This is a genomic window from Paenibacillus eucommiae (assembly GCF_017874215.1).
Classification (GTDB): domain Bacteria; phylum Bacillota; class Bacilli; order Paenibacillales; family NBRC-103111; genus Paenibacillus_AI; species Paenibacillus_AI eucommiae.
In genome coordinates, this window is sequence record NZ_JAGGLB010000046.1 from 1 (window position 1) to 20331 (window position 20331).

22 protein-coding genes, 3 pseudogenes, 1 riboswitch and 1 other annotated feature are annotated in these 20331 nt (G+C 43.5%); of the genes and pseudogenes, 7 read left to right on the forward strand and 18 right to left on the reverse strand.

Features of this window, described 5'->3' with window-relative positions; genetic code table 11:
• Window positions 1–125: 125 nt before the first annotated feature.
• The 8 genes and pseudogenes from J2Z66_RS37775 to J2Z66_RS37810 all read right to left on the reverse strand — a co-directional run bounded on the left by J2Z66_RS37775 (window position 126) and on the right by J2Z66_RS37810 (window position 5150).
• On the reverse strand, window positions 126–743 hold the full coding sequence (locus tag J2Z66_RS37775) for a hypothetical protein (protein ID WP_209978415.1): 618 nt from the start codon (window positions 741–743) through the stop codon (window positions 126–128).
• A gap of 180 nt (window positions 744–923) precedes the next feature.
• Window positions 924–1472 (reverse strand): GNAT family N-acetyltransferase, encoded by a 549-nt coding sequence (locus J2Z66_RS37780; protein WP_209978417.1) that lies wholly within the window; start codon window positions 1470–1472, stop codon window positions 924–926.
• 44 nt (window positions 1473–1516) lie between these two features.
• Window positions 1517–2152, reverse strand: a complete 636-nt coding sequence (locus J2Z66_RS37785; protein ID WP_209978419.1) for a hypothetical protein — start codon at window positions 2150–2152, stop codon at window positions 1517–1519.
• Between the two features lie 24 nt (window positions 2153–2176).
• Window positions 2177–2461, reverse strand: a complete 285-nt coding sequence (locus J2Z66_RS37790; protein WP_209978421.1) for a hypothetical protein — start codon at window positions 2459–2461, stop codon at window positions 2177–2179.
• 37 nt (window positions 2462–2498) lie between these two features.
• Window positions 2499–2825 (reverse strand): hypothetical protein, encoded by a 327-nt coding sequence (locus J2Z66_RS37795; RefSeq protein ID WP_209978423.1) that lies wholly within the window; start codon window positions 2823–2825, stop codon window positions 2499–2501.
• Between the two features lie 48 nt (window positions 2826–2873).
• Window positions 2874–3076 (reverse strand) — a binding site (T-box leader).
• Between the two features lie 65 nt (window positions 3077–3141).
• Window positions 3142–3374, reverse strand: a pseudogene (locus J2Z66_RS37800) (EamA family transporter); the annotation flags it as partial.
• Window positions 3375–3417: 43 nt separating this feature from the next.
• The gene (locus J2Z66_RS37805) at window positions 3418–4119 is read right to left on the reverse strand and encodes a PIG-L deacetylase family protein (RefSeq protein WP_209978425.1); all 702 of its coding nucleotides are present in this window, start codon (window positions 4117–4119) and stop codon (window positions 3418–3420) included.
• A 281-nt stretch (window positions 4120–4400) separates the two neighbouring features.
• Window positions 4401–5150: a glycosyltransferase family 2 protein gene (locus J2Z66_RS37810; RefSeq protein WP_209978429.1), complete on the reverse strand. Its 750-nt coding sequence runs from the start codon at window positions 5148–5150 to the stop codon at window positions 4401–4403.
• 169 nt (window positions 5151–5319) lie between these two features.
• On the opposite strand from J2Z66_RS37810, the gene J2Z66_RS37815 reads away from it, so the two are divergent.
• Both J2Z66_RS37815 and J2Z66_RS37820 read left to right on the forward strand, forming a co-directional pair.
• Window positions 5320–6393: an ATP-grasp domain-containing protein gene (locus tag J2Z66_RS37815; RefSeq protein WP_209978431.1), complete on the forward strand. Its 1074-nt coding sequence runs from the start codon at window positions 5320–5322 to the stop codon at window positions 6391–6393.
• The gene (locus J2Z66_RS37820) at window positions 6362–7090 is read left to right on the forward strand and encodes a PHP domain-containing protein (protein WP_209978433.1); all 729 of its coding nucleotides are present in this window, start codon (window positions 6362–6364) and stop codon (window positions 7088–7090) included. Before J2Z66_RS37815 ends, J2Z66_RS37820 begins: the two co-directional genes overlap by 32 nt.
• 115 nt (window positions 7091–7205) lie before the next feature.
• On the opposite strand, the gene J2Z66_RS43645 is transcribed toward J2Z66_RS37820, so the two are convergent.
• From J2Z66_RS43645 to murD, 3 genes are all read right to left on the reverse strand, one after another.
• Window positions 7206–7337, reverse strand: coding sequence for a hypothetical protein (locus tag J2Z66_RS43645; RefSeq protein ID WP_281068937.1), 132 nt, complete (start codon window positions 7335–7337; stop codon window positions 7206–7208).
• A 115-nt stretch (window positions 7338–7452) separates the two neighbouring features.
• Window positions 7453–7896: a cell wall hydrolase gene (locus tag J2Z66_RS37825; protein WP_209978436.1), complete on the reverse strand. Its 444-nt coding sequence runs from the start codon at window positions 7894–7896 to the stop codon at window positions 7453–7455.
• Between the two features lie 130 nt (window positions 7897–8026).
• Window positions 8027–9349, reverse strand: a complete 1323-nt coding sequence (gene murD, locus J2Z66_RS37830) for a UDP-N-acetylmuramoyl-L-alanine--D-glutamate ligase (protein WP_209978437.1) — start codon at window positions 9347–9349, stop codon at window positions 8027–8029.
• A 272-nt stretch (window positions 9350–9621) separates the two neighbouring features.
• On the opposite strand from murD, the gene J2Z66_RS37835 reads away from it, so the two are divergent.
• Both J2Z66_RS37835 and J2Z66_RS37840 read left to right on the forward strand, forming a co-directional pair.
• Complete coding sequence (locus tag J2Z66_RS37835) at window positions 9622–10017, forward strand: VOC family protein (protein ID WP_209978439.1); 396 nt, start codon at window positions 9622–9624, stop codon at window positions 10015–10017.
• 47 nt (window positions 10018–10064) lie between these two features.
• A complete protein-coding gene (locus tag J2Z66_RS37840; protein ID WP_245376147.1) occupies window positions 10065–10259 on the forward strand; it encodes a BlaI/MecI/CopY family transcriptional regulator in 195 nt (64 codons plus the stop codon).
• A 7-nt stretch (window positions 10260–10266) separates the two neighbouring features.
• On the opposite strand, the gene J2Z66_RS37845 is transcribed toward J2Z66_RS37840, so the two are convergent.
• From J2Z66_RS37845 to J2Z66_RS37870, 6 genes are all read right to left on the reverse strand, one after another.
• Window positions 10267–11130 (reverse strand): GNAT family N-acetyltransferase, encoded by an 864-nt coding sequence (locus J2Z66_RS37845; RefSeq protein WP_209978443.1) that lies wholly within the window; start codon window positions 11128–11130, stop codon window positions 10267–10269.
• Window positions 11131–11230: 100 nt separating this feature from the next.
• Window positions 11231–11809, reverse strand: a complete 579-nt coding sequence (locus tag J2Z66_RS37850) for a TetR/AcrR family transcriptional regulator (protein ID WP_209978445.1) — start codon at window positions 11807–11809, stop codon at window positions 11231–11233.
• A gap of 249 nt (window positions 11810–12058) precedes the next feature.
• A complete protein-coding gene (gene sigJ / locus J2Z66_RS37855; protein WP_209978447.1) occupies window positions 12059–12922 on the reverse strand; it encodes an RNA polymerase sigma factor SigJ in 864 nt (287 codons plus the stop codon).
• Window positions 12900–14201: a phytoene desaturase family protein gene (locus tag J2Z66_RS37860; RefSeq protein ID WP_209978449.1), complete on the reverse strand. Its 1302-nt coding sequence runs from the start codon at window positions 14199–14201 to the stop codon at window positions 12900–12902. The genes sigJ and J2Z66_RS37860 overlap by 23 nt, the downstream gene beginning before the upstream one ends.
• Before the next feature lie 325 nt (window positions 14202–14526).
• The gene (uvrA, locus tag J2Z66_RS37865; RefSeq protein ID WP_209978450.1) at window positions 14527–17058 is read right to left on the reverse strand and encodes an excinuclease ABC subunit UvrA; all 2532 of its coding nucleotides are present in this window, start codon (window positions 17056–17058) and stop codon (window positions 14527–14529) included.
• A gap of 2 nt (window positions 17059–17060) precedes the next feature.
• Entirely contained in the window at window positions 17061–17231 is a 171-nt protein-coding gene (locus J2Z66_RS37870; RefSeq protein ID WP_209978452.1) for a hypothetical protein, read from the reverse strand.
• A 215-nt stretch (window positions 17232–17446) separates the two neighbouring features.
• Here J2Z66_RS37870 and J2Z66_RS37875 point away from each other — a divergent pair.
• Together J2Z66_RS37875 and J2Z66_RS37880 are read left to right on the forward strand one after the other, a co-directional pair.
• Window positions 17447–17774, forward strand: a pseudogene (locus J2Z66_RS37875) (dihydrofolate reductase family protein); the annotation flags it as partial.
• Window positions 17775–18023: 249 nt separating this feature from the next.
• Window positions 18024–18401, forward strand: a pseudogene (locus J2Z66_RS37880) (GNAT family N-acetyltransferase); the annotation flags it as partial.
• Window positions 18402–18472: 71 nt separating this feature from the next.
• On the opposite strand, the gene J2Z66_RS37885 reads toward J2Z66_RS37880, so the two are convergent.
• Window positions 18473–19477, reverse strand: a complete 1005-nt coding sequence (locus J2Z66_RS37885; RefSeq protein WP_209978454.1) for a VanZ family protein — start codon at window positions 19475–19477, stop codon at window positions 18473–18475.
• Window positions 19478–19860: 383 nt separating this feature from the next.
• Here J2Z66_RS37885 and J2Z66_RS37890 point away from each other — a divergent pair, with 383 nt between their 5' ends.
• Window positions 19861–20130, forward strand: a complete 270-nt coding sequence (locus tag J2Z66_RS37890; protein ID WP_209978456.1) for a hypothetical protein — start codon at window positions 19861–19863, stop codon at window positions 20128–20130.
• A gap of 133 nt (window positions 20131–20263) precedes the next feature.
• Window positions 20264–20308, forward strand: a riboswitch (PreQ1 riboswitch).
• Window positions 20309–20331 lie beyond the last annotated feature (23 nt).

The window sequence follows — 20331 nt, forward strand, 5'->3', positions numbered from 1 at the left end:
AGTCTTCTCATGATGTATGTTAACATACAAATTAAGGTGATAACGGGTAAAAAATCATTATTACTAAACTGCCCAATAGCTTAACGAGGCTGCCCGCTAGCTTAACACTTGAACAAACTTTTTTGTTACTTTCCTTCAATATGAAACACACCAATTACGGTTTCACCATCAACGTCATACAGCGGAATATCACGACCACCTGGTGGTCTACTGTTCTGTATCGCAATGGCTTCCTCAGGTGATTTTGGTTGCCCACCGTCTAAGTCTTTTTTCAGTACATATCCATTAGTACCATCCACACCTATAGCACTGATTAATTCAGGTTCCGTTTCTGGAGAAGCAGCATCTGCGGCAGAACCGTATGTCTGTCCGTTTTTATTTTTAGGATAGCTCATATTCTTAGCGCGAATATGAAAAGAACCAATTATGGTTTTCCCATCAATGTCATACAGTGGGACATCACCATGTTCACCAAGATAATCTTTTTTCAGCAAATATCCTTTAATGCCATTCACACTTCCTGCATGGATTAAATCAGGTAGCATTTCTACGGAGGTGGCTTCTTCAGCAGAACCATATGTATGTCCATTTTCATTTTCAGGATAGTTGAGAGAATTTGTATGGCTTTGATTTGTCGTACTTTTAGCATATGAGCTTTGGAATGCCGTTACAGCTCCCACTACACAAACGATAAAAACCACACCAATCAATAATATTCTGATGCCTTTAGAATACGTCCTCACATTTGTTCACTCCCTAAAAGTTTTCTCGCTCTTCACTCTATAGCCGTTCGTCCCGTCCGCTTCAATTCTTAAACGAAACCAAATAATGGAAAGTTGCACTAATCTGCCCGTTAGCGGAATGACCTGAAGCTGAAATAAGAGTCTTGTTCACTCATTAGCTCAATCAAAATTATAGAAATTTTATGATGACATAGTTTCCCACTCATACTCTAAAATGCCGAAAATCAAAGAATCACGCCATCCATCCTTGATTAATAGTGCACCCCTCAATTTTCCTTCTTGTGTCATTCCTACTTTTTGAAGCACTTTAGCTGAACCTATGTTTCTGGGATCGCAAGTTGCGTAAATTCGATGAAGATGGAATTCTTTGAAACCGAAGTTTACTAATAATTTAGCAACTTCCGTAGCGATACCTTTACCCCAATAATCAGGATGTACTATATAGGCAATCTCACCACTTTTATTTGTTGTACTTTTTATATTAAATTCTCCTGCACCAATCATATTTCCAGTGCTTTGTTCAATAATTGCAAAAACAAAACGTGTTCTCGGAGCTTTTTTAGAGTCTTCTAGGATTTGATTAACATATGCTTGCGTCTGCTCTTCATTGTTAGGTCCCCAAGGTTGGAAACGGCAAACGATTGCTTGTGAAGCATATTTTTGTACGTCTTTCCAGTCAGTAAAAATAAATTCACGTAAATATACTCTGTTACCTATAAGAATGCTCATTAATCCGTGTCTCCTTCCCTTCACCCTTCATTAGGGAGCTTTAATTAGTGTTTCTTAATGGAACCAACCCAAACATCTCCAACTTTAACACTATAAGTTTTATCTGTATCTCCATCAGAAAGATGAATGGTTTCGACTTTGTAAGCCTTCCCTTTAATAGCTTCAATTTCTTTTTCACTCATCCAACCTCGTTGGATATTGTCAATTAGTTCACTCTCTGTGAAAATATCGCTATCCATATAGAGGTGCCAATCGAACATTTCTAACTTTTCTCTTAGGTATGTGTACTTGTGAAAAGGGAATTGTTTTTCTTGATTTCCAGCTTCAAATGTTTGGTCGTAAAAGTGAAGACAATCTTTATAAGCAGCTACCACCTGCGAGTTGATGAAGTGTGGGTCATATATCCATAACTTTAGATAAAAATCTTCTTCTAGTTTTGATAACTTTTCGTTCCAAATTTGATAAACATCCAACATCGCTTCAAGGAGAAGTCGATTGTACCAAACAGGAGGATTCTTTCGTGGGATAGCATAAAATGGGTGAATCCAAAGCTTTGCATAATCCCTTTGGTATTGATGTAGATGTTCAATGTCTAAATCAATAAATCGACTCTTCCACCTTTCAATATTTTTGACGTGTTTTTTCCAGCCTCTAATTTTCTTCTTTTTGCTTATGAACAACTATAACCCTCCAAATAAAGAAAATTATAATAAAAGTCTATCCAATCCAATTGCACTAATTAACAATCGCTCTTTTTTATTTTCAAGCATTTTTTGTGTCCAGTCTACAAAACCACCATCACCAATATAATACTCCTTGTAACCGCCCCGCTCACTAAAGATAACCTCGATATCAGATTCAAAGAGAGTTTTGAAGATGCTTTGGTACACTTGTATATGTTCCCAGAGTGATTGTTTTTCAAAGCCGTATGATCCTTGGTCAACTCCGGAAGTCACCATACAAAACAAATCAAAGTGGGGCAGCATCATCCCTGGTACATTTCCAAAGAATTGTGCACGCACATGTCTATGGGTTGTGGAAAAACGAACCCAAAGGTGCAACAGGAGACAATTGAATAGGAGAAACTCCATGATGAATTGCAATGTTCAGGACATCCATTTCCAACTGTTTTAGCTGAATGGCATCCACCTCGGCGGGGTGTACAAAACGGTTATCCCTGTATCTTTTTAGCAGGTCACTCGGAGTAGATGTTTTTAGTCTTTCATTAAAAATCTTTAAAAGAAGCGTGTTCAAGTCGCCCCCCGATATTTCTTCAACTAAGAGAGCAATCAAATCGGCATTCCCAAGTTTTTTCAGTATTCTTTCAAGATCGGCTGTATGTACAGTATCCACAGAGTTCACGCTCCTTTTCTTTTCTAATAAACAAAAAAACGCCCCAAAATATGGGACGAATTCGTCGCGGTACCACCCAAATTGTCGTAAAATAACGACCATCTTAGCAGGCAGTAACGGGCCTGAACCGGCGAGGATTTAACTCGCACTCAGAAACCGGCGTTCAGCAATCACTCACGGGGGCCTTGCACCAAATGAAGCCCCTCTCTGATCATGAATGATTGTCTACTTTGTTTCCTCATCGTGTTGGTGATTTATGGATGATTATATAGGGTCGATTGGCTTTCGGTCAAGATTCAAAAATCCAAGCACACTCTCATTCTTCTCGAATGACTAAAAGTACACCAATAAAAATTAATATAGTACCTATCCAAAAAGACAAGCCAATCTGTTCACCAAGTATAACCACCCTAAAAAAGTACCGACTATCGGTTGGAAAAAGAAAAATAATCCGCCACTTGAAGTATTGAGCATTTGTAGTCCACGATTCCACAGTAAAAAGGCGCATGCTGTTGAGATGACTCCCAAGTACAAAAGACCGCCCCAAATAGATTTAACCAACTTATTGTAATCATATAATTCGATATGGAGCTTACCCCTGCATCCGGATGACTTCAAATGCTTCTGCACATTCCTCGTAAATCTGATTACCGCGAAATCTAGCTTTATGGAAGAGACTTTCAGGATGAACGGGGTGACGCACGGATCCTATCTGAGTTTTGTAAGCCTCCAATGCCTTCATTTTGAGATTTATTTCCGCTTCCGTAAGCGAAACATAGAGATTCGGCTGAAATGAAAGTTCTCCATCGGTCTCATAAACCAAGATGGTGCCGTTCCAGAAATACGGTCGTGCCGCCGCTATTGCTGCTTGATGAAAAGCTTCGTGGTCTTGATGTTTAGTAATAGATGGAATATACAATACAGTTGGACGAAACTCCTCTATATGGCGTTCGATATTTGCAACCAGCGCTGCTCGGGGGATGCGGTCGAGTTTGCTATCGTAAAGCTGTTTGCCGGAATGGTCGGGGTAAAGGATATGATAGTCCACCACTCCGAGCAGATGCATCGCTTCTTTTAATTCTGATATTCTTTTCCTTCCACTATAGGTGCCGTAGCCACTTTCCTCCTTACTGTAGCGTTTGGAGTCGCTAAAGGTTAAGGAGGCTATAACGGTTCGAACCGAACTGCCTTGACTTATATATTTCTGTATGACACCAGCACAGCCAAGTGTCTCATCATCTGCGTGAGGGGCTAAAATAAGTGCACGTTGCCCTGAGTAGAGAAAAATGCCCATTATAGTGTCACCTTCTTCGAGTTTTATAGATAGATCTGATATACTCTATGAAATGATAGAAGGAGATTCCTATGCTGCTCCCTATTCCTTATAAATTATGACCAATTTTAAGATTTGACCCGCAGATTAAGGACGCATAAGAATAGGCCTTCGAGCGTACTCGAAGGCCTATTCTTATACAATGAAACACGCTGTTGATGTAATAATATTTTTATGGGCAAAAAACGATCAAAATGGGCGAGTTAAAAGGACTCTTCTGCTTGTTTCTCGCCCGAATTCTCCTAAATAATAGCATTCAATGGACGTTCCACGAATTTTCGGTAGGTCGTGCAATTCTTTCGAACAATGTGAGTGTGCCGGTGATCGATAAATTCCCGGTCGCTCACTTTCCAGGTGTGTGTGTTGTGCTGCTTCCGCCTCAATGCGCAGAAATTATATTTGTTCCCTGCGTAAAGTTTAAAGCCTTTACGCCGGCAGTCCCGGCAAAACCTCACATCTTCTCCAAGTGAGATGTTGGCGAATTTCACTTTTTTCCACACACTTTTCTTATAGGATATCGTTCCACCTGCCAAAATGGAGACAAAACGATTTTCCGGATAAAATCGCTGCAACAGCAGTTTGCTGCCGCTTAAATGGATGAAATAAGCGCGTTTGCCGACGAGAGCCGCCTTTGATTTTCGAAAAGAACGCATGATGCCGGTTAGATAATAAGGCGCATAATACTCATCATCGTCCATCCTGGTGACATAGGGATGCTTGGCTCGTGAGGAAGCAAAGTTTAAGCATTGCCCTAACGACCGACGACCGGGTAGCTGATACACGCGGACATTTTTAAATTTGGCAGCCATAGCTTGATATCGTTTGATATCAACTTTGTCCATATTCAATACAATGATCCATTCCTTATTCGGCCAAACTTGTCTGTGGTAATTCCCAAACATATGCTCCAAAAAATGTGGTTTATTGGTGCTTGTGATTACGGTAATGCCTGCAGCTGTAACAGACTGTTGATTTTTCCTAAGTTTAGACAATGCTAGCACCTCTTTGATTTTTATATGTTCGTTATATGTTACAGTCTATGGCTAGGGATTAAGAGATTCCTATGCTGCTGCCTATTTTTACATTCTTAGGTGCCAGTCCGAAACAACTTTTCCCAGCAGCGACTATATTGAAGGTAAAACGAATAGGTGTGTGAGACAGATGAAACCAATTGTCCGTATTCTCTTAACTGGTACCGGATCCCCCGCAGCTCCAGGTGTAATTCAATCTCTGAAAAATAGTGAGGACTATAAGTACCACATTATCGGCGTAGATTGCAATTCGTTTTCGGCCGGATTCCACATGACTGACCGGCATTATGTAGGACCGAAGGCATCCGAGGAACAATTCATTCCCTTTATTGAACAAATCTGCAGGACAGAAAAAATTAATGTGCTCTTCTCACTTGTCACGGACGAACTGATCAAGCTTTCGGAGCATCGGGATGTATTAAGTCAATGCGGCACGTACATGAACCTGTCTTCTGTTCCTGTATTACAAATGGTGATTAATAAAGGAATACTGTACAACGAACTGCAAAAGATGGGGATCGCCGTTCCCTCGTTTCAAGTTACCTCATCTGCCAAGCAGTTTAAAAAAGCTCTAAAGGCGATGGGGTATCCGGAACAACCGGTCTGTTTTAAGCCAACAATCTCTGATGGAAGCCGAGGTTTCCACATCTTGGATGACCATATTGACCGCTTCGAGCTGATGTTTCGACACAAGCCAACTTCTGTTTATCTCAGTCATTCCGACCTTCTTCGCGTTATTCAAGGTAGAAAGGAATTTCCGGAATTGCTAGTGATGGAATATTTGCCCCATGAGGAGTACAGCGTAGACGTGTTAGCGGAGAATGGGAAGGTCATGATTGCTGTCCCTCGTCTTCGGGAAGCGACCGTAGGCGGGATTTCGACCAAAAGTCTTATTCGTAAAGATCAAGACATCATCGACTATGCAGCCGAGGTGGTGGAACGTCTGGGGTTACATGGCAATATCGGGATTCAAGTAAGAAGAGACCGGTCTCGTCAACCTAAAATTGTGGAGGTCAACCCTAGAATGCAGGGAACTATTGTTCATTGTACGGCTGCGGGGATCAACCTGCCGGATCTGGCCGTTAAGCAGGCTTTAGGAGTGCTGCCGACGCATCTGGAGTCGAAAGTAAAATGGGGAACCCGGATGATTCGGCATTGGAAGGAGGTTTTCTATGATGCTGATGGATCTTCATACACACTCTAACTATTCAGACGGGAAAAATACGCCTGAAGAAATGATTCAGACTGCCTTCGAGCTAGGCTACGAGGCAGTCGCGATCACTGACCATGTATGGAGGACAAGCGCTTGGGTGCCGGACTATGCAGAGCATCTAAAACAGCTGAAGACCCAATTCAGCGGATTAATCCGAGTCTATTCAGGCATCGAAGCCAAAGTGTTAACCTTGGATGGGGATATCGACGCTGATGCGTCCTTCCGCCCACTGGTGGATCTTGTACTCGGCTCATTCCACCGCATACCAAAGCCAAAAGGATTTTACTCGAAGACCAAAGATGCCCACATTTCCCGAACTGAGATTGTGGAACATTGGCTCGTCTCCTTCCGCCGTATGCTGGATAACCCGCTGGTGGACATTATTGCCCATCCATTGTCTGAACTCAAAGGATTTGGCATTCAGCACAGTCAGCTCCCGATTAAAGAACTCGTTGATCTTATCGTAGTGTCGGGTAAAATCCTTGAGATAAACGTTCGGTATAATTCTGTTGACGATCAGATCATTCAAATGGCTGCGGAGCAGGGTGTCCCAATACTTGTCTCTTCAGACAGCCACTCTGTCATCGACATGGTCAACAATAGTGTGCTCGTCAAGGACCTCTCCAACCGTGGCTTTCAGAGGGTAGACATCGAGCGATATATTCGTAATAAAAACATCCCAAAATGAGAGGGAAAATAATGTGAAGGAATGCGAAATGAAATTATAAGCGCCATAACGACCAAAATTTCGCCCTATAGATGATACGCTGAACCGTATCATCTATAGAGATTTTGCGATTGCGTTATTCTGCCGTTAGTTCAATCTCTAACCCGACAACAACTTTTTCTCCACCCATCGTGTTTTTCCTTTTTTTAACTTTTCCCCGTTCGTTAAACAAGCTGCCGACCGGCAAGGCTCGTCGGTAATCGGACAATGTTCTTGTCACCGATCGATTTACGCGGCACTTAATGAGATAAAGTTCTTGTCATCCGACACATGGCTGTGACAAGTCAGATTAAGAGATCCTGAGCTCTTTTCGTGTTATAAAATTAAAACGTATTATATACATTTTCACATTCTTCCGCGGTCGGTTCATAAAAACAGTGCTTCTTCCATCGTCCTGCGAACGGCTGATTATACCAAGTTGGCGGACAGGGTCCGGGATTTTCGAACGTTCCTGGACGGAAATACCATAGGGAGAATTTGCCTGGCCAATTCCGCTCCCCATTCACAGTCCGTTGCGCCAGACGGCGTTCCCTCTCTCTTGCGTTTTGATAGTACATACCATGTTGCAACGCTTCGAACGCATGCGGCTGGTTGATCATTTGGGGAATTGTCCGGAGTCCTTTAAAATCGGAGCAATTCGCTCTTATTCGGTTAATGCCAACATTTCCAACAAGGAGCATGCCCTTTTCGCCTTCGGTCTCAGCTTCAGCTCGAAGCAACCTTGCCAACATATCAATATCCTGTTTCCTGGCTTTTACGACTGCCATTGGCTCACCTCTTTAGATTTCTATAAACATCATATTGTAGGTGAAGCGGATGTGTTACATCCTCGATTAATGCTTTTTTTCCTCAGTTAATCAGGTTTTCTCAGCAAACGCCCACACTTGTTTAATCCTTTCACTCTGACCGGTGCAACGCCCCGACCAGTTCTACAAAGTGACGCCCGCGCTCTTCAAAGTTAAGGTATTGGTCAAACGCAGTGCATGCAGGACTCAGCAGCACAGTGTCGCCCGGTGCGGCCAGCTTGTGCGCCTGCGCCACTGCCTCGGCCAGGCCTTCACAGCGGACAATAGGCGGGCAACTCGGCACTCTACGCGCTGCAGCCTCGATTTGACTGGCCGCTTCGCCGATCAACAGCAGCACCTTGACATGATCAGGCAGAAGCCTAGCCATCTCCTCAAACGGTACATTCTTATCTCGCCCGCCGGCGATCAGCAGCACTCGGCCCACATGCGCGTGCAACGTGGCGACGGTACGGGCGGGGCTGGAGCCGATTGAATTGTTGTAATAATGTACACCGCCCACAGTTGCCACCCACTGGTTTCGGTGCTCCACGCCGACGAAGTTGCGCACCGTCTCCAGAATTGCCTCATCGGACACGGTCCCCCGCACAGCGCTCATGGCAGCCATAACGTTTTCCACGTTGTACCACCCCGGCAAACGAATGTCACTGATGGGTAACAGACCGTCGATCAAACCATCGTGGATAGTGTGCCCACCGAAATACTTGGTTCGGCCCCGCCCGCGCAGTGCGGCAGTCGCCAGATTATCGCCGTTTAAGACGGCAAAGTCGTCAGAAGTTTGAAAATCCAGCAGGCGGCGCTTGGCGGCGGTATATTCATCCATGTCGCGGTGCCAGTCGAGGTGATTTGGCGAGAGGTTGGTGATTACCGCCACATGGGGAGAGCGTGTCATGTCCATCAGCTGGAAGCTGGACAGCTCGACCGCGCATGCATCCAGCGGCGACATCTCACCCGCGCGTGTCAGCAGTGGCGTTCCAATGTTGCCACCCAGATGTACCGTACGCCCTCCGTCAGCCAACATTTCTGCAATCAGCGACGTGGTGGTGGTCTTACCGTCCGAACCGGTCACGCCGAAAATGGGACAAGGACACAGCGCAAAGAACTCCTCCATTTCACTGGTCACACGGCTGCCGCCAGCGCGGGCCGAGTCCAGCGCCGGATGGTCTGGACGCATGCCCGGAGTGCGGAACACCACGTCGCCCCCAACGCGATCCAAATAATTCTCCCCTAGGCGCAACTCGACGCCTAGAGCGTCCCACTCCTCCCTGGGCAGGGCCGGGTTGCGGTCGAGCACGGTGACTCGCGCCCCGGCCGAGCACAGCATGCGGATTAGAGGTGAATTGCTGACGCCGGCGCCGATGACGGTCACGTCCCGACCGGCCAGCGATTGGATATAGGTGTCAAAAGCAGGATTCATAAGTACCTCCGCTTATACTATGTCATTAAATTAAATATACCACAAATTGGAACTATTCTGATTAATCTCTAAAGATGCCCTTGAAAAGTGCCTGGAGGTCATCCGACGGATGGACGACTTCACACGCAGTCAGGTCACGATTCAGATTCAGTACATGGAGAACATGATCATGATTGGAGGCGGTAGTCACGAGTTCACAATTGAATATTTTTCTATATTCGTTACAATGATAAACAAGAAGAATATAAACTTACGTTAACCAGGAGGAGACTATGGGCAGATTAGTTCATTTTGAAATTCATGTAGATGACATGGAGCGTGCCAAAAAATTTTATGGAGAGGTATTTGGTTGGACATTTGAAGACTGGAGTAGTTATGCTGGAGTGCCCTATTTTGGTGCTTTGACTGGCGATGCAAACGAGCAAGGGATTAACGGAGCTTTGATGCAACGTCATGGCGATTCACCGCAACCAGGTCAAGCTTTAAATGGCTATGCATGTACTATGGGAGTGGGAGATTATGATTCAACTGAAGCAAAAATTATTCATAATGGAGGCAAAGTTGCATTGCCGAAATATGCTTTGCCTGGAATGGCGTGGCAGGGATATTATACTGATACCGAAGGAAATATTTTTGGTATTCATCAGCCAGATAAGAACGCAAAGTAAAATTTTTCAATAAATCCAAATTAACCATGCCAATCTGCCGCACTGCAATGGAGCCTAACTTCATATGCCACGCTTTGATTCCAAAAGAGAAGGTGCAAGAACAGGAAACCACGGAACTGATCAACAAGGTGTTTGATGGCTCTGCCAATTTGCTATTCGCTTCTCTTCTGAGCAGGAAAAGCTTTCCCGAAGAAGAAATCGAAAAGCTAAAGCAGCTTGTTGATCTCCTTGATGTGAAATAATAACGGTCTATACTAATCTTTTGCTCATATTTGCAAATCTAGGTCCTGAGTAAAAACCATTCTTTCTATAAAGGTTCTCCGCATAATTGCCTACTGTAACACAAAGCTTAACAACTTGAGCATATTTGTGGGCGTCTACCCTTACTTGCTTAAGCATAATTTCAGCGAGACTCTTATTCCTGTATTTAGGCAGGACACATATTTCACCTATTTCGGCAAATCCCAAAGGCATCTTTTCACTGATACCAGCAATACAAAGTCCTGCGATTTCTTGCTCCTTTTCATCAAACACACAAATGGAAAGATTCCTGTGGGCATAAATCTGCATCAGCCGCTTCGCATCTTTTATTACCTCTGCTTCGTCCGGAGTACCGAATATCTCGTTGTCAATTCCTCTGTTGTATCCTTCCATAATAACTTTGGCAACTGTCTCACTATCAAAAGAATCATTTAAAATATGCAAAGAATAACCTTGTGGCAGAATCGTAGTTATTCCAGGATCAGTTGGACAGCACATGACCTGCCGGATCACATCTAATCGATACGCGAAGGTAAGCAAAATATCAATATCTTTTTGCAAGACACCTTTAATCTGTACAATATCATTGCAGCAACTAAACAACGCTTTCCAAAAAACGGTTCTGTCTACAAAAGGTGTTATCAAAAAGGGATACATAACCGTTCCATTGTTAATAATTGCACCACCAATCCTCTCATCATCCGACATGATCCAAAAACATTGATCAGTAAATTTGGTATCATCGAGCCGGGAATTCCAGTCGTACCACATTTCAATATCGGCGTCCGAATATATAACCTGATACACTGCAAAAAGTTCTTTTTCCGCTTGTTGCAAACTGTATGTTGACATAAAAACGCTCCTATTCTTAAAGAAGTTAGATTATAGAATCACTTTATACGTCCACGAATAAATAGTCGAGGGTAAAGTTTTTATTAAGTTAAATTGCCCGTTAGCTTAATGTTAGTTCGGAAGATTGATAACCTCGTTTTAATAATAATGAGACCCTCAGGGCTACTTCCTCTTTATCAATCGTTACGTTCCCGTTGGCCCACTGAAAGGCACCTTCATGGATGACTTGTGCAAAAATAGGTACATAAATACTCTTCTCGATATCTGTATAGATGTTATCCAGACTTTTTGACAAATATGCTTTCAACTCATTCACGATCTTTTCTTTCAATTGCGGCACGACTAAGCCTACATAGCTGCTGCGACATTGTATGTTCGGTTGTTGATAAAAATCGCATACCGCTAAAACTAGTTGATTTATGCTGTCTTGATCGAATGTCCCTACACCGTTAGTACGTTTTGCGATGGCTGCTGATGCGGAATCTCCCATAATATAGTCCAATAATTCATACTTGTCATTGAAGTGCGCATAGAATGTAGCCCGATTTACATGTGCTCTATTTGTTATATCCGCAACTGTTATTTTATCAAAATCCTTTCTCGCTACTAAATGAAAAAATGCGTTAATCAATGACTGCTTCGTTTGTGTCATTCGGACATTCATTACTTTTGACGCCATTTTTCCTCACCTCTTAACTCGACAGTTTATCAATTTTGACGCTATAGCAACATTCGTACATCGATTGTTGGTTGTGGCATTAAATCATTGGGTGTATATTATGCATTAAAGCAACGCATGTTACTTTAATATATTTTGCGATAAGACAACTATAGAAATAATGGTTGTCTTATCGTTTTTATATGGACAAAATCATAGTTAAATAGGAGGTTTTAATCTATTTCATTGGACTAGTTTAATTGCCCCATTCTATAGATGTCTTAGTTTGTCTGGATTTGCTACTGAATAAATAGTCTGGATTTGATTATTTTTAAAAGCAAACGAATATACATATTGAAAACCTTCACTAAAGTTAATGCGAATCCCCGGCTGCCCATTCACGGATAGGAAAATGTAACTGAATTTCCCCTCGTACATTTTCAGCAGGCTCTGATGTAATTTGATGACTTGATCGATGCCGATAATAGGAATCTGCGCCGCTCTGACTTTGCCTCCGCCATCCGAATAGAACACCACGTTTTCACTTATCAGTTCAAGCAGCTTATTTGTATTTCCTTGCATGAGTGAGTTCACGAAATCTTTGACTTTCTCTTCCGCAACCGAGATCGAAGGGGTCGGACCCGGTTCGAAGTGGATGCTATTCTGGGCGCGATGGAAGATTTGACGGCAATTCGCACTGGTTTTTCCGATCATTTCGGCAATTTCGTCATACGAATAGCGAAAAATCTCGCGGAGAAGAAATACGGCTCTTTCCACCGCGTTAAGCTGTTGCAGGAGCAAAAGATAAGCCGTGGAAATAGATTCTCGTTGCAAATAAGCATCTGAGGGGTCGGCATCCAGGGCCCCTTGTTCAATCAGGGGCTCCGGTAACCATGGTCCAACGTACATTTCCCGTTTTTTGGCTGATGAGCGTAAAAGGTCAAGACACCGATTCGTTACGATTTTGTATAGATACGCTCTTTCATTTTGAATCGCATTAGCATTGGGCAATAGATCATAGCTCAGAAAGGCTTCTTGTACAATGTCTTCCGCATCCATGACACTTCCCAACATTCGATAAGCTAACGAAAAAAGAGGAGTTTTATAGGCTTTATACAATGACTCTAAGCTCATGAAAGTGTCCACTCTCCTTACTCTCTTGCGAGAGTATATGCTGTACGGCTCTTTTGGCGCTTGCTGTCGCGGCATCGACCAATAATTCACCATGTGTTACCCATTCTCCTGCCACATATAACCCCTTAATTTCCGGAACAGCGGGCCCTGGGTTCTCTTGGCGTTTCGTATGCATAAAGTCATAGCTAACCGTAATCTTCGGAAGGTATTGACTGACAATCAATTCATCCTTCCAACGCGGTTGTACCAAATCCAAGGTTTGTTCCAGCACTTGTAATTCCTTATCTGATCCATCCCCCTTTCCTTGATACTTAATAACGGATATGACTTGAGCACCATCTTCACTTAGATAAGCCGCACGCGACTGGTTGGAGAGAAAGACCGTTTGATCAATTCCATAAACAAATTGTTGTTTCGGTTTTGGCAGACGTCGCAAAGCTACATCCAAACAAGCAGCCGTGATTTCAATCGCTTGTTCTTTCCAAATGTGAAGAGCGGTTGCTTCAGCATGGGGCACCAGTTGGCAAGCGATCGCAGGCGGAGATGTGACGATAATATTTTTCGCCTCTATTTTCGTTCCGTCTTCACAAACGATCTGTTGAACTATTCCGTTGTGATGATCAATAGTAACAACCTTGTTCTTCTTTAAAAATTGTACCCCATGATCCGTTGCTTTTTTCTCTAATTCATCGACCGTTGCGCCCCAGCCTCGATCCAGATATAACACACCTTTAAGGGAATTTTGAAGTTGCTTTAATACAGGACCCGCAGCTTGTAAATCAGGCGCCACCACATAACTTGCCGTACGCAGTAGAGAGTAGAATAAATTCCGCACCATGAGATCATGTAAATTTCCTTCGATCCATTCACGGAGACTGATTTGATCATATTGGTGGGTATCCAGTTTTCCTAATTTCGTGAGCCAAGAGGCAAGCTCCATTTTACCCTTCCAAGTTAAGAGAGGGGTGGTGAACAGGGATTTAAATCCCATAGGCATAGTAAGTAATTTCCCTTTCCATATTCCATACCCATCGATCGAAGGTTGATTTCCTTGCAAACTCAGTCCCAATTCACGGAACGTTGCAAGAGCATCTCCATGATACAAGGCATGTCCGCCTAAATTAAAGTAAGCTCCCTTTTTCTTATTGGAAATGGCTCTACCTCCTAAGCTATCCTGTTTTTCAATCACAATCGTTTGTTTTCCCGCTTTTGCTGCATAGATTGCAGCCGTTAACCCCGCTACTCCTCCACCCACAACTGCTACTTCATATTTTAGCATCGGAATCATCCCTTTCCATTTTGTACCCGTATGACGGGGAAGGGCGGCGGAATGTGACACAATTAAAAAAGAAATTCCGGAAGAAACTAAAAAACGGCGAAGAAGCGAAAAACAAAACCACCCAAAGGTAGAATAAAAAAGAAAAGAAATCTTGTTTATTATAAATGACTAAAAGAGAAAATTTTTGCAGCTCAATCGTTTAGGTTTGCTGCGAAGTTGATGTATCCTTCATATGAATACTTTTCCGTCAAAATCTGAGTCTTGACAATCATCGATATGATTTTTTTACTTCTATCATTGATCGGATTCTACTTCCGCAGATGGATCAATGTCCGGGCGACAGCCGCCCTCTCAAGTACTGTCCGGTGTAAGACGACTCGACATGCTGCACCTCTTTTGGCGTCCCTTGCGCTAAAACGGTTCCGCCTGCTTTGCCGCCTTCTGGCCCGAAGTCGATGATCCAATCGGCAGCGCAAATGACATCCAGATGATGCTCGATCACAATAACCGTATGCCCTTGGTCAACCAGCTTGTTCAGAAAAGCGATGAGCCGCTCTACATCCGCCGGATGCAGTCCCGTCGTCGGTTCATCCAGTAAAAACAGCGTGTGGCTCCCCCCGTTTTTCCCGAGCTCTCTGGACAATTTCATTCTCTGCGCTTCTCCGCCGGATAACGTGCTTGTAGGCTGACCGAGTTTGATATAATGGAGTCCCACTTCGATTAGCAGCTCCAGCTTGCTCCTAATTTCCCGTTGTTCCCCGAATAATGGAAGGCATTCCTCCACGGTCAAATCCAACACGTCAGAGATGCTGTACCCTTGATATTTCACCTCGAGAACGTCTTTCTTGAACCTTTTGCCGTTACAGGCAGGACATTTCACTTCGACATCGGGCAGGAAATGCATGTCCATCTGTAGCGCGCCAAGACCTTTGCATTTCTCGCATCGGCCCCCCGCCGTGTTGAATGAAAAATGCTTGGCGGTCAGTCTCCGCCGGTTGGCATCCGGCAGCCCGGCGTAGAGGGCGCGGATCATCGTGAACAAATCCGTGTAGGTCGCTATATTCGAGCGGGAGATTCTGCCGACCGGTTCTTGGTGAACCGTGATCATTTTGCTTATATGCTCCATTCCGCTGACGGGCTCATCCGAGTGTCCCTGCTTGATCGCTTGTTCCACCACATCGAATAAAAAGGTGGATTTCCCCGAACCGGAAACACCGGTAATTGCGACGAACCGATGCAGCGGAATGGACACCGTCACATTTTTCAAATTATGCTCCGAAGCATTCTTAACCACAAGATATTGGTCGCACCCCGTTCGCCTGGGAGCTCCGCGATAAGGTGTTTGTGCAAACAAGTATGGGCCAGTAACGGATGAGGGGGTGCGTTGCAGCTCCCGGGGTGATCCCGCCCCCACGACATATCCGCCGTCCTTGCCGGCTTTTGGCCCGATATCGATGATGTAGTCGGCCTGTTCCATCACATCGACATCGTGCTCGATGAGCAGCACGGTATTACCCAAATCGCGAAGACGCTTCAGCGCTGCCAGCAGCTTGTGCGAATCCCTTGGATGCAGCCCTGTCGTCGGCTCATCCAGAATGTACAGTACCCCGGTTAAGCCCGAGCCGAGCAAGGAGGCGATCCGCAGCCGCTGCGCTTCTCCCCCTGATAGGGAAACCGCGGGCCGGGACAGCGTTAAGTAGTAAAGACCGATATCGAGATACCGCCGGATCCGTTCTGTTAAATCCTGAAGAATAGGTTGAAGGATCACATTTGCTTCCTCGCTGAGCTTCGACTGCAGCCGCTGCAGCCAATCCCACAGCTCATCCAGTGCGTAGTCGCTAACCTCTACGATCGATACGCCGTCTAGCGTAACCGCACGGCTTTCTTTCTTCAGCCGGGTGCCTTGGCATGCTTCGCATGTTTGCGAGGCAAAATAAGCAGTCCATTTCTTGCGGCTCTCTTCATCATTCAGAGCTTCATGGTATCTTTTCTGAAAGGCGGTGATGATCCCTTCGAATTTGCCCCCTCCGACTGTTTTCGGTGGCTTTTTGCCCGGGAACATCGCCTGGAAGGGCTCGCTGAAAACTCCGTAGAATAAAAGCGTGCGCTGCACTTCGTTATAGTCTTTGATCGGGAGATGAACATCAAATTCGAAGCCGTAGTGAGCCGCCGCCGATTGCAGCGCGTCCATATAATACGAGAGCATGAAGTCCGTATCCCATGCTTTGACGCCGCCTTGAGCGATGCTCAGCTTTTCATCGAAAATCGCCTCCTGTATCATACGGCTCGTAAATCCCAGCCCACCGCAAGACGGGCAGGCCCCCTGCGCTTTATTGAAAGAAAAATGAGCCATCGTCAGCTCGGGGAGCTTGTGCCGGCAGGAGGGGCACTCCACGATGTGCTCCTCGTCGCTTTCTTCCTCCAATAATTGATCGCTTTCCTTATCGGGAGACGACAGGCTGATCTGCCGTTCGAAAACCGGCTTCACCTGACGCCCGCAGGAAGGGCAGGGGCGTTCGCCGAGACGTGCGTAGAGCACCCGAAGGTACGTATAAATCTCGGTCACGGTACCGACGGTAGACCGCGGGTTGCGATTGTTATTATGCTGCCCGATGCTGATGGAAGGAGACAATCCAGTTATGGAGTCGACGTTAGGCTTGTTTAAATAATCGGTGACCATCCCCATCGATTCCATGTATTGTCTTTGGCATTCTTTTTGCAGTGTATGCATGGCGATCGATGATTTGCCGGAACCGGAAACCCCCGTTAATACGATGAGCTTATGTTTAGGGATACGCAAGGAAATATTTTTCAAATTGTTCTCGCGGGCCCCCCTTATTTCAATGACATCGTTCATATTTACTCACCTGCCTGTGAGCGAAGCCCGTAATGAAATTGGGCGATTTGCCCGTAGCGCTGAACCACTTTCAGCTCCAATGGATCCTCATGATGATTTCCTCGGAATAATGGGATGTCGCGAACCGGCAAAATCGGGATGCATATGAAGATTCTTCTTTGATTTTCACTCATACAGATCGTCTCCTTTAAAGGTCTTATAACTGCAATAGCAGTGTAGCAAATGTAATATGACAACTACTGACATATTACTGTGGTATAATGAAAAACATCTATATTATCGATTCAGTAAGGACTGGATCAACCTGAGAGCGGATTATGAATATGACACGAGGTGACATAATTAAGTTCTATAATGGATGGTAGAACAACGAAAGGAGTAACAAATCATGAGCCGAAGAATCATTTTAGATTTAGCAGTTACTTTAGATGGTTTTATTGAAGGAAAAAATGGGGAAATCGATTGGTGCATTATGGACTGAGACGGGGTTTATTAATTTCTTAAACCAAATTGATACCATTTTCTATGGAAGAAAAAGCTATGATTTATGGGGACAATTCACCCCAGAAATTGAACATAGTGATACGGAAAAAGAAATTTGGGAATTTGTCCATAGTAAAGACAAATATGTGTTTTCCAGGACACAAAAAGGAACTGATAATAAAGCAATATTCATAAACGATAATATTCTTGAAGAAGTAAATGAAATAAAGAACTGATCTCGTAATTCTGGTTGGAGCTGCTGCCGCGGCAAACTGCTCCTTGTTTCGTTCAACTATAGTTACCCGCTAGTTCAATCATTTGTATACAAAACAACAAGTTAAGATGTTATAATCCAAAGTAAATGGATTTAATTACCATACGGAAGGATCGCGGATAAATGTTAATTCGTGCCTACGAAGAAAAGGATTTTCAGCAGGTCAATGAGTTAAGCAACATTATGACAACTTCACGATCTAGATAATGCAACTTCTCCGAACTTCCCTAGGGACCATTTAGAAACGTTTAATCCGCAATCATTTGAGCAATCTACGTTTGTTCGTGAGGATCCAGATACGATGTATATCGCAAAACATGGAGACCGCTATATCGGTTATAGTCACTTTAGAGAATTGAATAATCAACAATTACAGCAAGGCATTACCGCTGTTATAAAAGAGTATTGGAATCAAGGTGTGGCTACAGCTCTAAAGGCTCGTATCCTGAAATTCGGTAAAGATCATGGATATCAGATAATTGAGGGAAGTCATAGAAATAACAACATTCCAATGAGAACCGTGAATGAACAAAAACTCGGATTCGTTCCTAATTCCAGTGAAATACGATTCGAAAAAATAATATAATGAAGCGTCCAAGGCTGCCAGTGTAACCGGCAGCCTGTTATCGTTGTGCTATTATCTTGATGTGACACTTGTTAGAAGAGTGATCTTAATTTTTCTTTAATACTGTTAATAATCTTTTGTCCTGTGTTGACTTCTGTAAGAGTAATGTCCCACATCATGACTTTTGTAGTCGGATTTGGGTCATCGTTAATTAATTTAATGGTAAGTTCATTTGCTCCGTTTAAAGGGATTTGAAAAGAGGTAAGCTGATTCTCTCCACTTTTAGCTGATAAACCCAGAGAATAAATTTCTGTGCCATCTGCGATAAAAATGATATCACTTCTCCCTTTGCTTGCAGCGTTGATTACATCATCTGGTATAGCGGCATAGCCTGCCATCTTTGTATATTTGCCATTTAAAAGATACGTAAACTCGTTAGTTCTTGTATTTTTTCTGCTGTACATATTGATTTGAGGCTCAACCTTTTCTCGGTCTGCTGTAAAACTTAAGAGGGTTTCATCCCAAAGTACAGACCCATCTTTTAATGTGAGTTCATTCAGGGCCACGACTTCGCCGCCTCCCGTTTCTAAATAATTATTGATGCCACCTACAATGACAGTGACTCCAATTGAAAGTACAAAGGCTGTTAAGAAGATTCGACAGATCCCTTTAAATTTATCCCGATCACGGTGCACTAACCGCTGTGCCCAAAATCCTACCGCCGCCCCTAATGTATTAATTATGATATCGTCAATATCAAAGGATCCTAAACGAGAAAGCATTTGTAAGATTTCAAGAATCGTAATAGACAGAATAAACAAGGTTATAAATCGAATGAATTTACAACGAAACAGAAGTGGGATGACAATCCCAAAAGGTATAAATGCTACAAAGTTGCCCAACTCAAAAAACCAAATTTGAAAGTCCCTTCCCATTGGAAAGTGTAAAGGAATCCCTTCAGGTATTAGACTATATCTCATGCTAGAATCTTGAAAAAAAGAAGTTCTGTTGAAACCTATATACAAAAAATAGAGGGTCAAAACGCTATATAATGCTAACAGGATTATGGTGATTTTTCGTAACTTTCCTTGATACATAATTACATCCTTTCTTTTCTTATCTCCATTTTCATTTCTCCTTATGAGTATTACATTTATTTTAACATGTTTCACACTAAACTGTCGTTTGGTTGAGAATAGACCCCCAATCGATGTCGGTAGCTTGCGCCTTTAGCTAAAAAAAACAAGGAACAGCTTCCACGGCAAACTGCTCCTTGTTTTGTTCAACTAACGATACCAGTTAGCGTTTTGATAAAATCTTTCTGTGTTGCTTATTAGAGGTATTTATACGATAATTTAAATGAATTACAAGAGCCTTTTCTAAGGAGAGGATTTCATGCTAAATCCAAATACATTCTTCCGTTAGTTGTGATGGTGTCGTGGTGCAAACCATAATCCAGCCCCACGCAACAGGGAAGAAAATGTTCGATAAAGAAGAAATCATGGCTTGGGAAAACGAAATTGCAAGTAAAAAAGCTTTTATCAAGAAAAAACGCTATAGGGACCCTCGAATTGAGAAACTAATAGAGGTTCGAAAAGGGATTAAAACAGTTCATTATCGTAAAGAAATAAAATCCTGTCGCAAAGACCATTACAGGCATTACAGAAGCAAGACGTCTCAATTGGTCCGCTCGGAGAAATTCGATATGATTGTCAGCTATAAAAGAACAAGTGGCTGGCTAACATGGTAAATCCTTGGAGTCAGTTGAAATGAAGGAAACTTGGTTGCCACATTCTCCATATTGATCTCCTAACAGGCTTAGTGGTAGAATGGGATCAACAGAATACAAGTCCGAGCATGTCCAGCTATTAATAGGGGACGGTTCGGGAGAGGTTCTAGCTACACCCTCTATAAAAAACTAAGGAAACGATATCCTTGGGTATCGTTTTTT

Excerpts from the sequence above, each read along its gene's own strand:
- J2Z66_RS37780 (WP_209978417.1), bottom strand. The coding sequence starts at position 1,472 with ATGAGCATTCTTATAGGTAACAGAGTATATTTACGTGAATTTATTTTT.
- J2Z66_RS37790 (WP_209978421.1), bottom strand. The coding sequence starts at position 2,461 with ATGATGCTGCCCCACTTTGATTTGTTTTGTATGGTGACTTCCGGAGTT.
- J2Z66_RS37805 (WP_209978425.1), bottom strand. The coding sequence starts at position 4,119 with ATGGGCATTTTTCTCTACTCAGGGCAACGTGCACTTATTTTAGCCCCT.
- J2Z66_RS37815 (WP_209978431.1), top strand. The coding sequence starts at position 5,320 with ATGAAACCAATTGTCCGTATTCTCTTAACTGGTACCGGATCCCCCGCA.
- J2Z66_RS37820 (WP_209978433.1), top strand. The coding sequence starts at position 6,362 with ATGATGCTGATGGATCTTCATACACACTCTAACTATTCAGACGGGAAA.
- J2Z66_RS37825 (WP_209978436.1), bottom strand. The coding sequence starts at position 7,896 with ATGGCAGTCGTAAAAGCCAGGAAACAGGATATTGATATGTTGGCAAGG.
- murD (WP_209978437.1), bottom strand. The coding sequence starts at position 9,349 with ATGAATCCTGCTTTTGACACCTATATCCAATCGCTGGCCGGTCGGGAC.
- J2Z66_RS37835 (WP_209978439.1), top strand. The coding sequence starts at position 9,622 with ATGGGCAGATTAGTTCATTTTGAAATTCATGTAGATGACATGGAGCGT.
- J2Z66_RS37840 (WP_245376147.1), top strand. The coding sequence starts at position 10,065 with ATGGAGCCTAACTTCATATGCCACGCTTTGATTCCAAAAGAGAAGGTG.
- J2Z66_RS37845 (WP_209978443.1), bottom strand. The coding sequence starts at position 11,130 with ATGTCAACATACAGTTTGCAACAAGCGGAAAAAGAACTTTTTGCAGTG.
- J2Z66_RS37850 (WP_209978445.1), bottom strand. The coding sequence starts at position 11,809 with ATGGCGTCAAAAGTAATGAATGTCCGAATGACACAAACGAAGCAGTCA.
- sigJ (WP_209978447.1), bottom strand. The coding sequence starts at position 12,922 with ATGAGCTTAGAGTCATTGTATAAAGCCTATAAAACTCCTCTTTTTTCG.
- J2Z66_RS37860 (WP_209978449.1), bottom strand. The coding sequence starts at position 14,201 with ATGCTAAAATATGAAGTAGCAGTTGTGGGTGGAGGAGTAGCGGGGTTA.
- uvrA (WP_209978450.1), bottom strand. The coding sequence starts at position 17,058 with ATGAACGATGTCATTGAAATAAGGGGGGCCCGCGAGAACAATTTGAAA.
- J2Z66_RS37870 (WP_209978452.1), bottom strand. The coding sequence starts at position 17,231 with ATGAGTGAAAATCAAAGAAGAATCTTCATATGCATCCCGATTTTGCCG.
- J2Z66_RS37885 (WP_209978454.1), bottom strand. The coding sequence starts at position 19,477 with ATGTATCAAGGAAAGTTACGAAAAATCACCATAATCCTGTTAGCATTA.
- J2Z66_RS37890 (WP_209978456.1), top strand. The coding sequence starts at position 19,861 with ATGTTCGATAAAGAAGAAATCATGGCTTGGGAAAACGAAATTGCAAGT.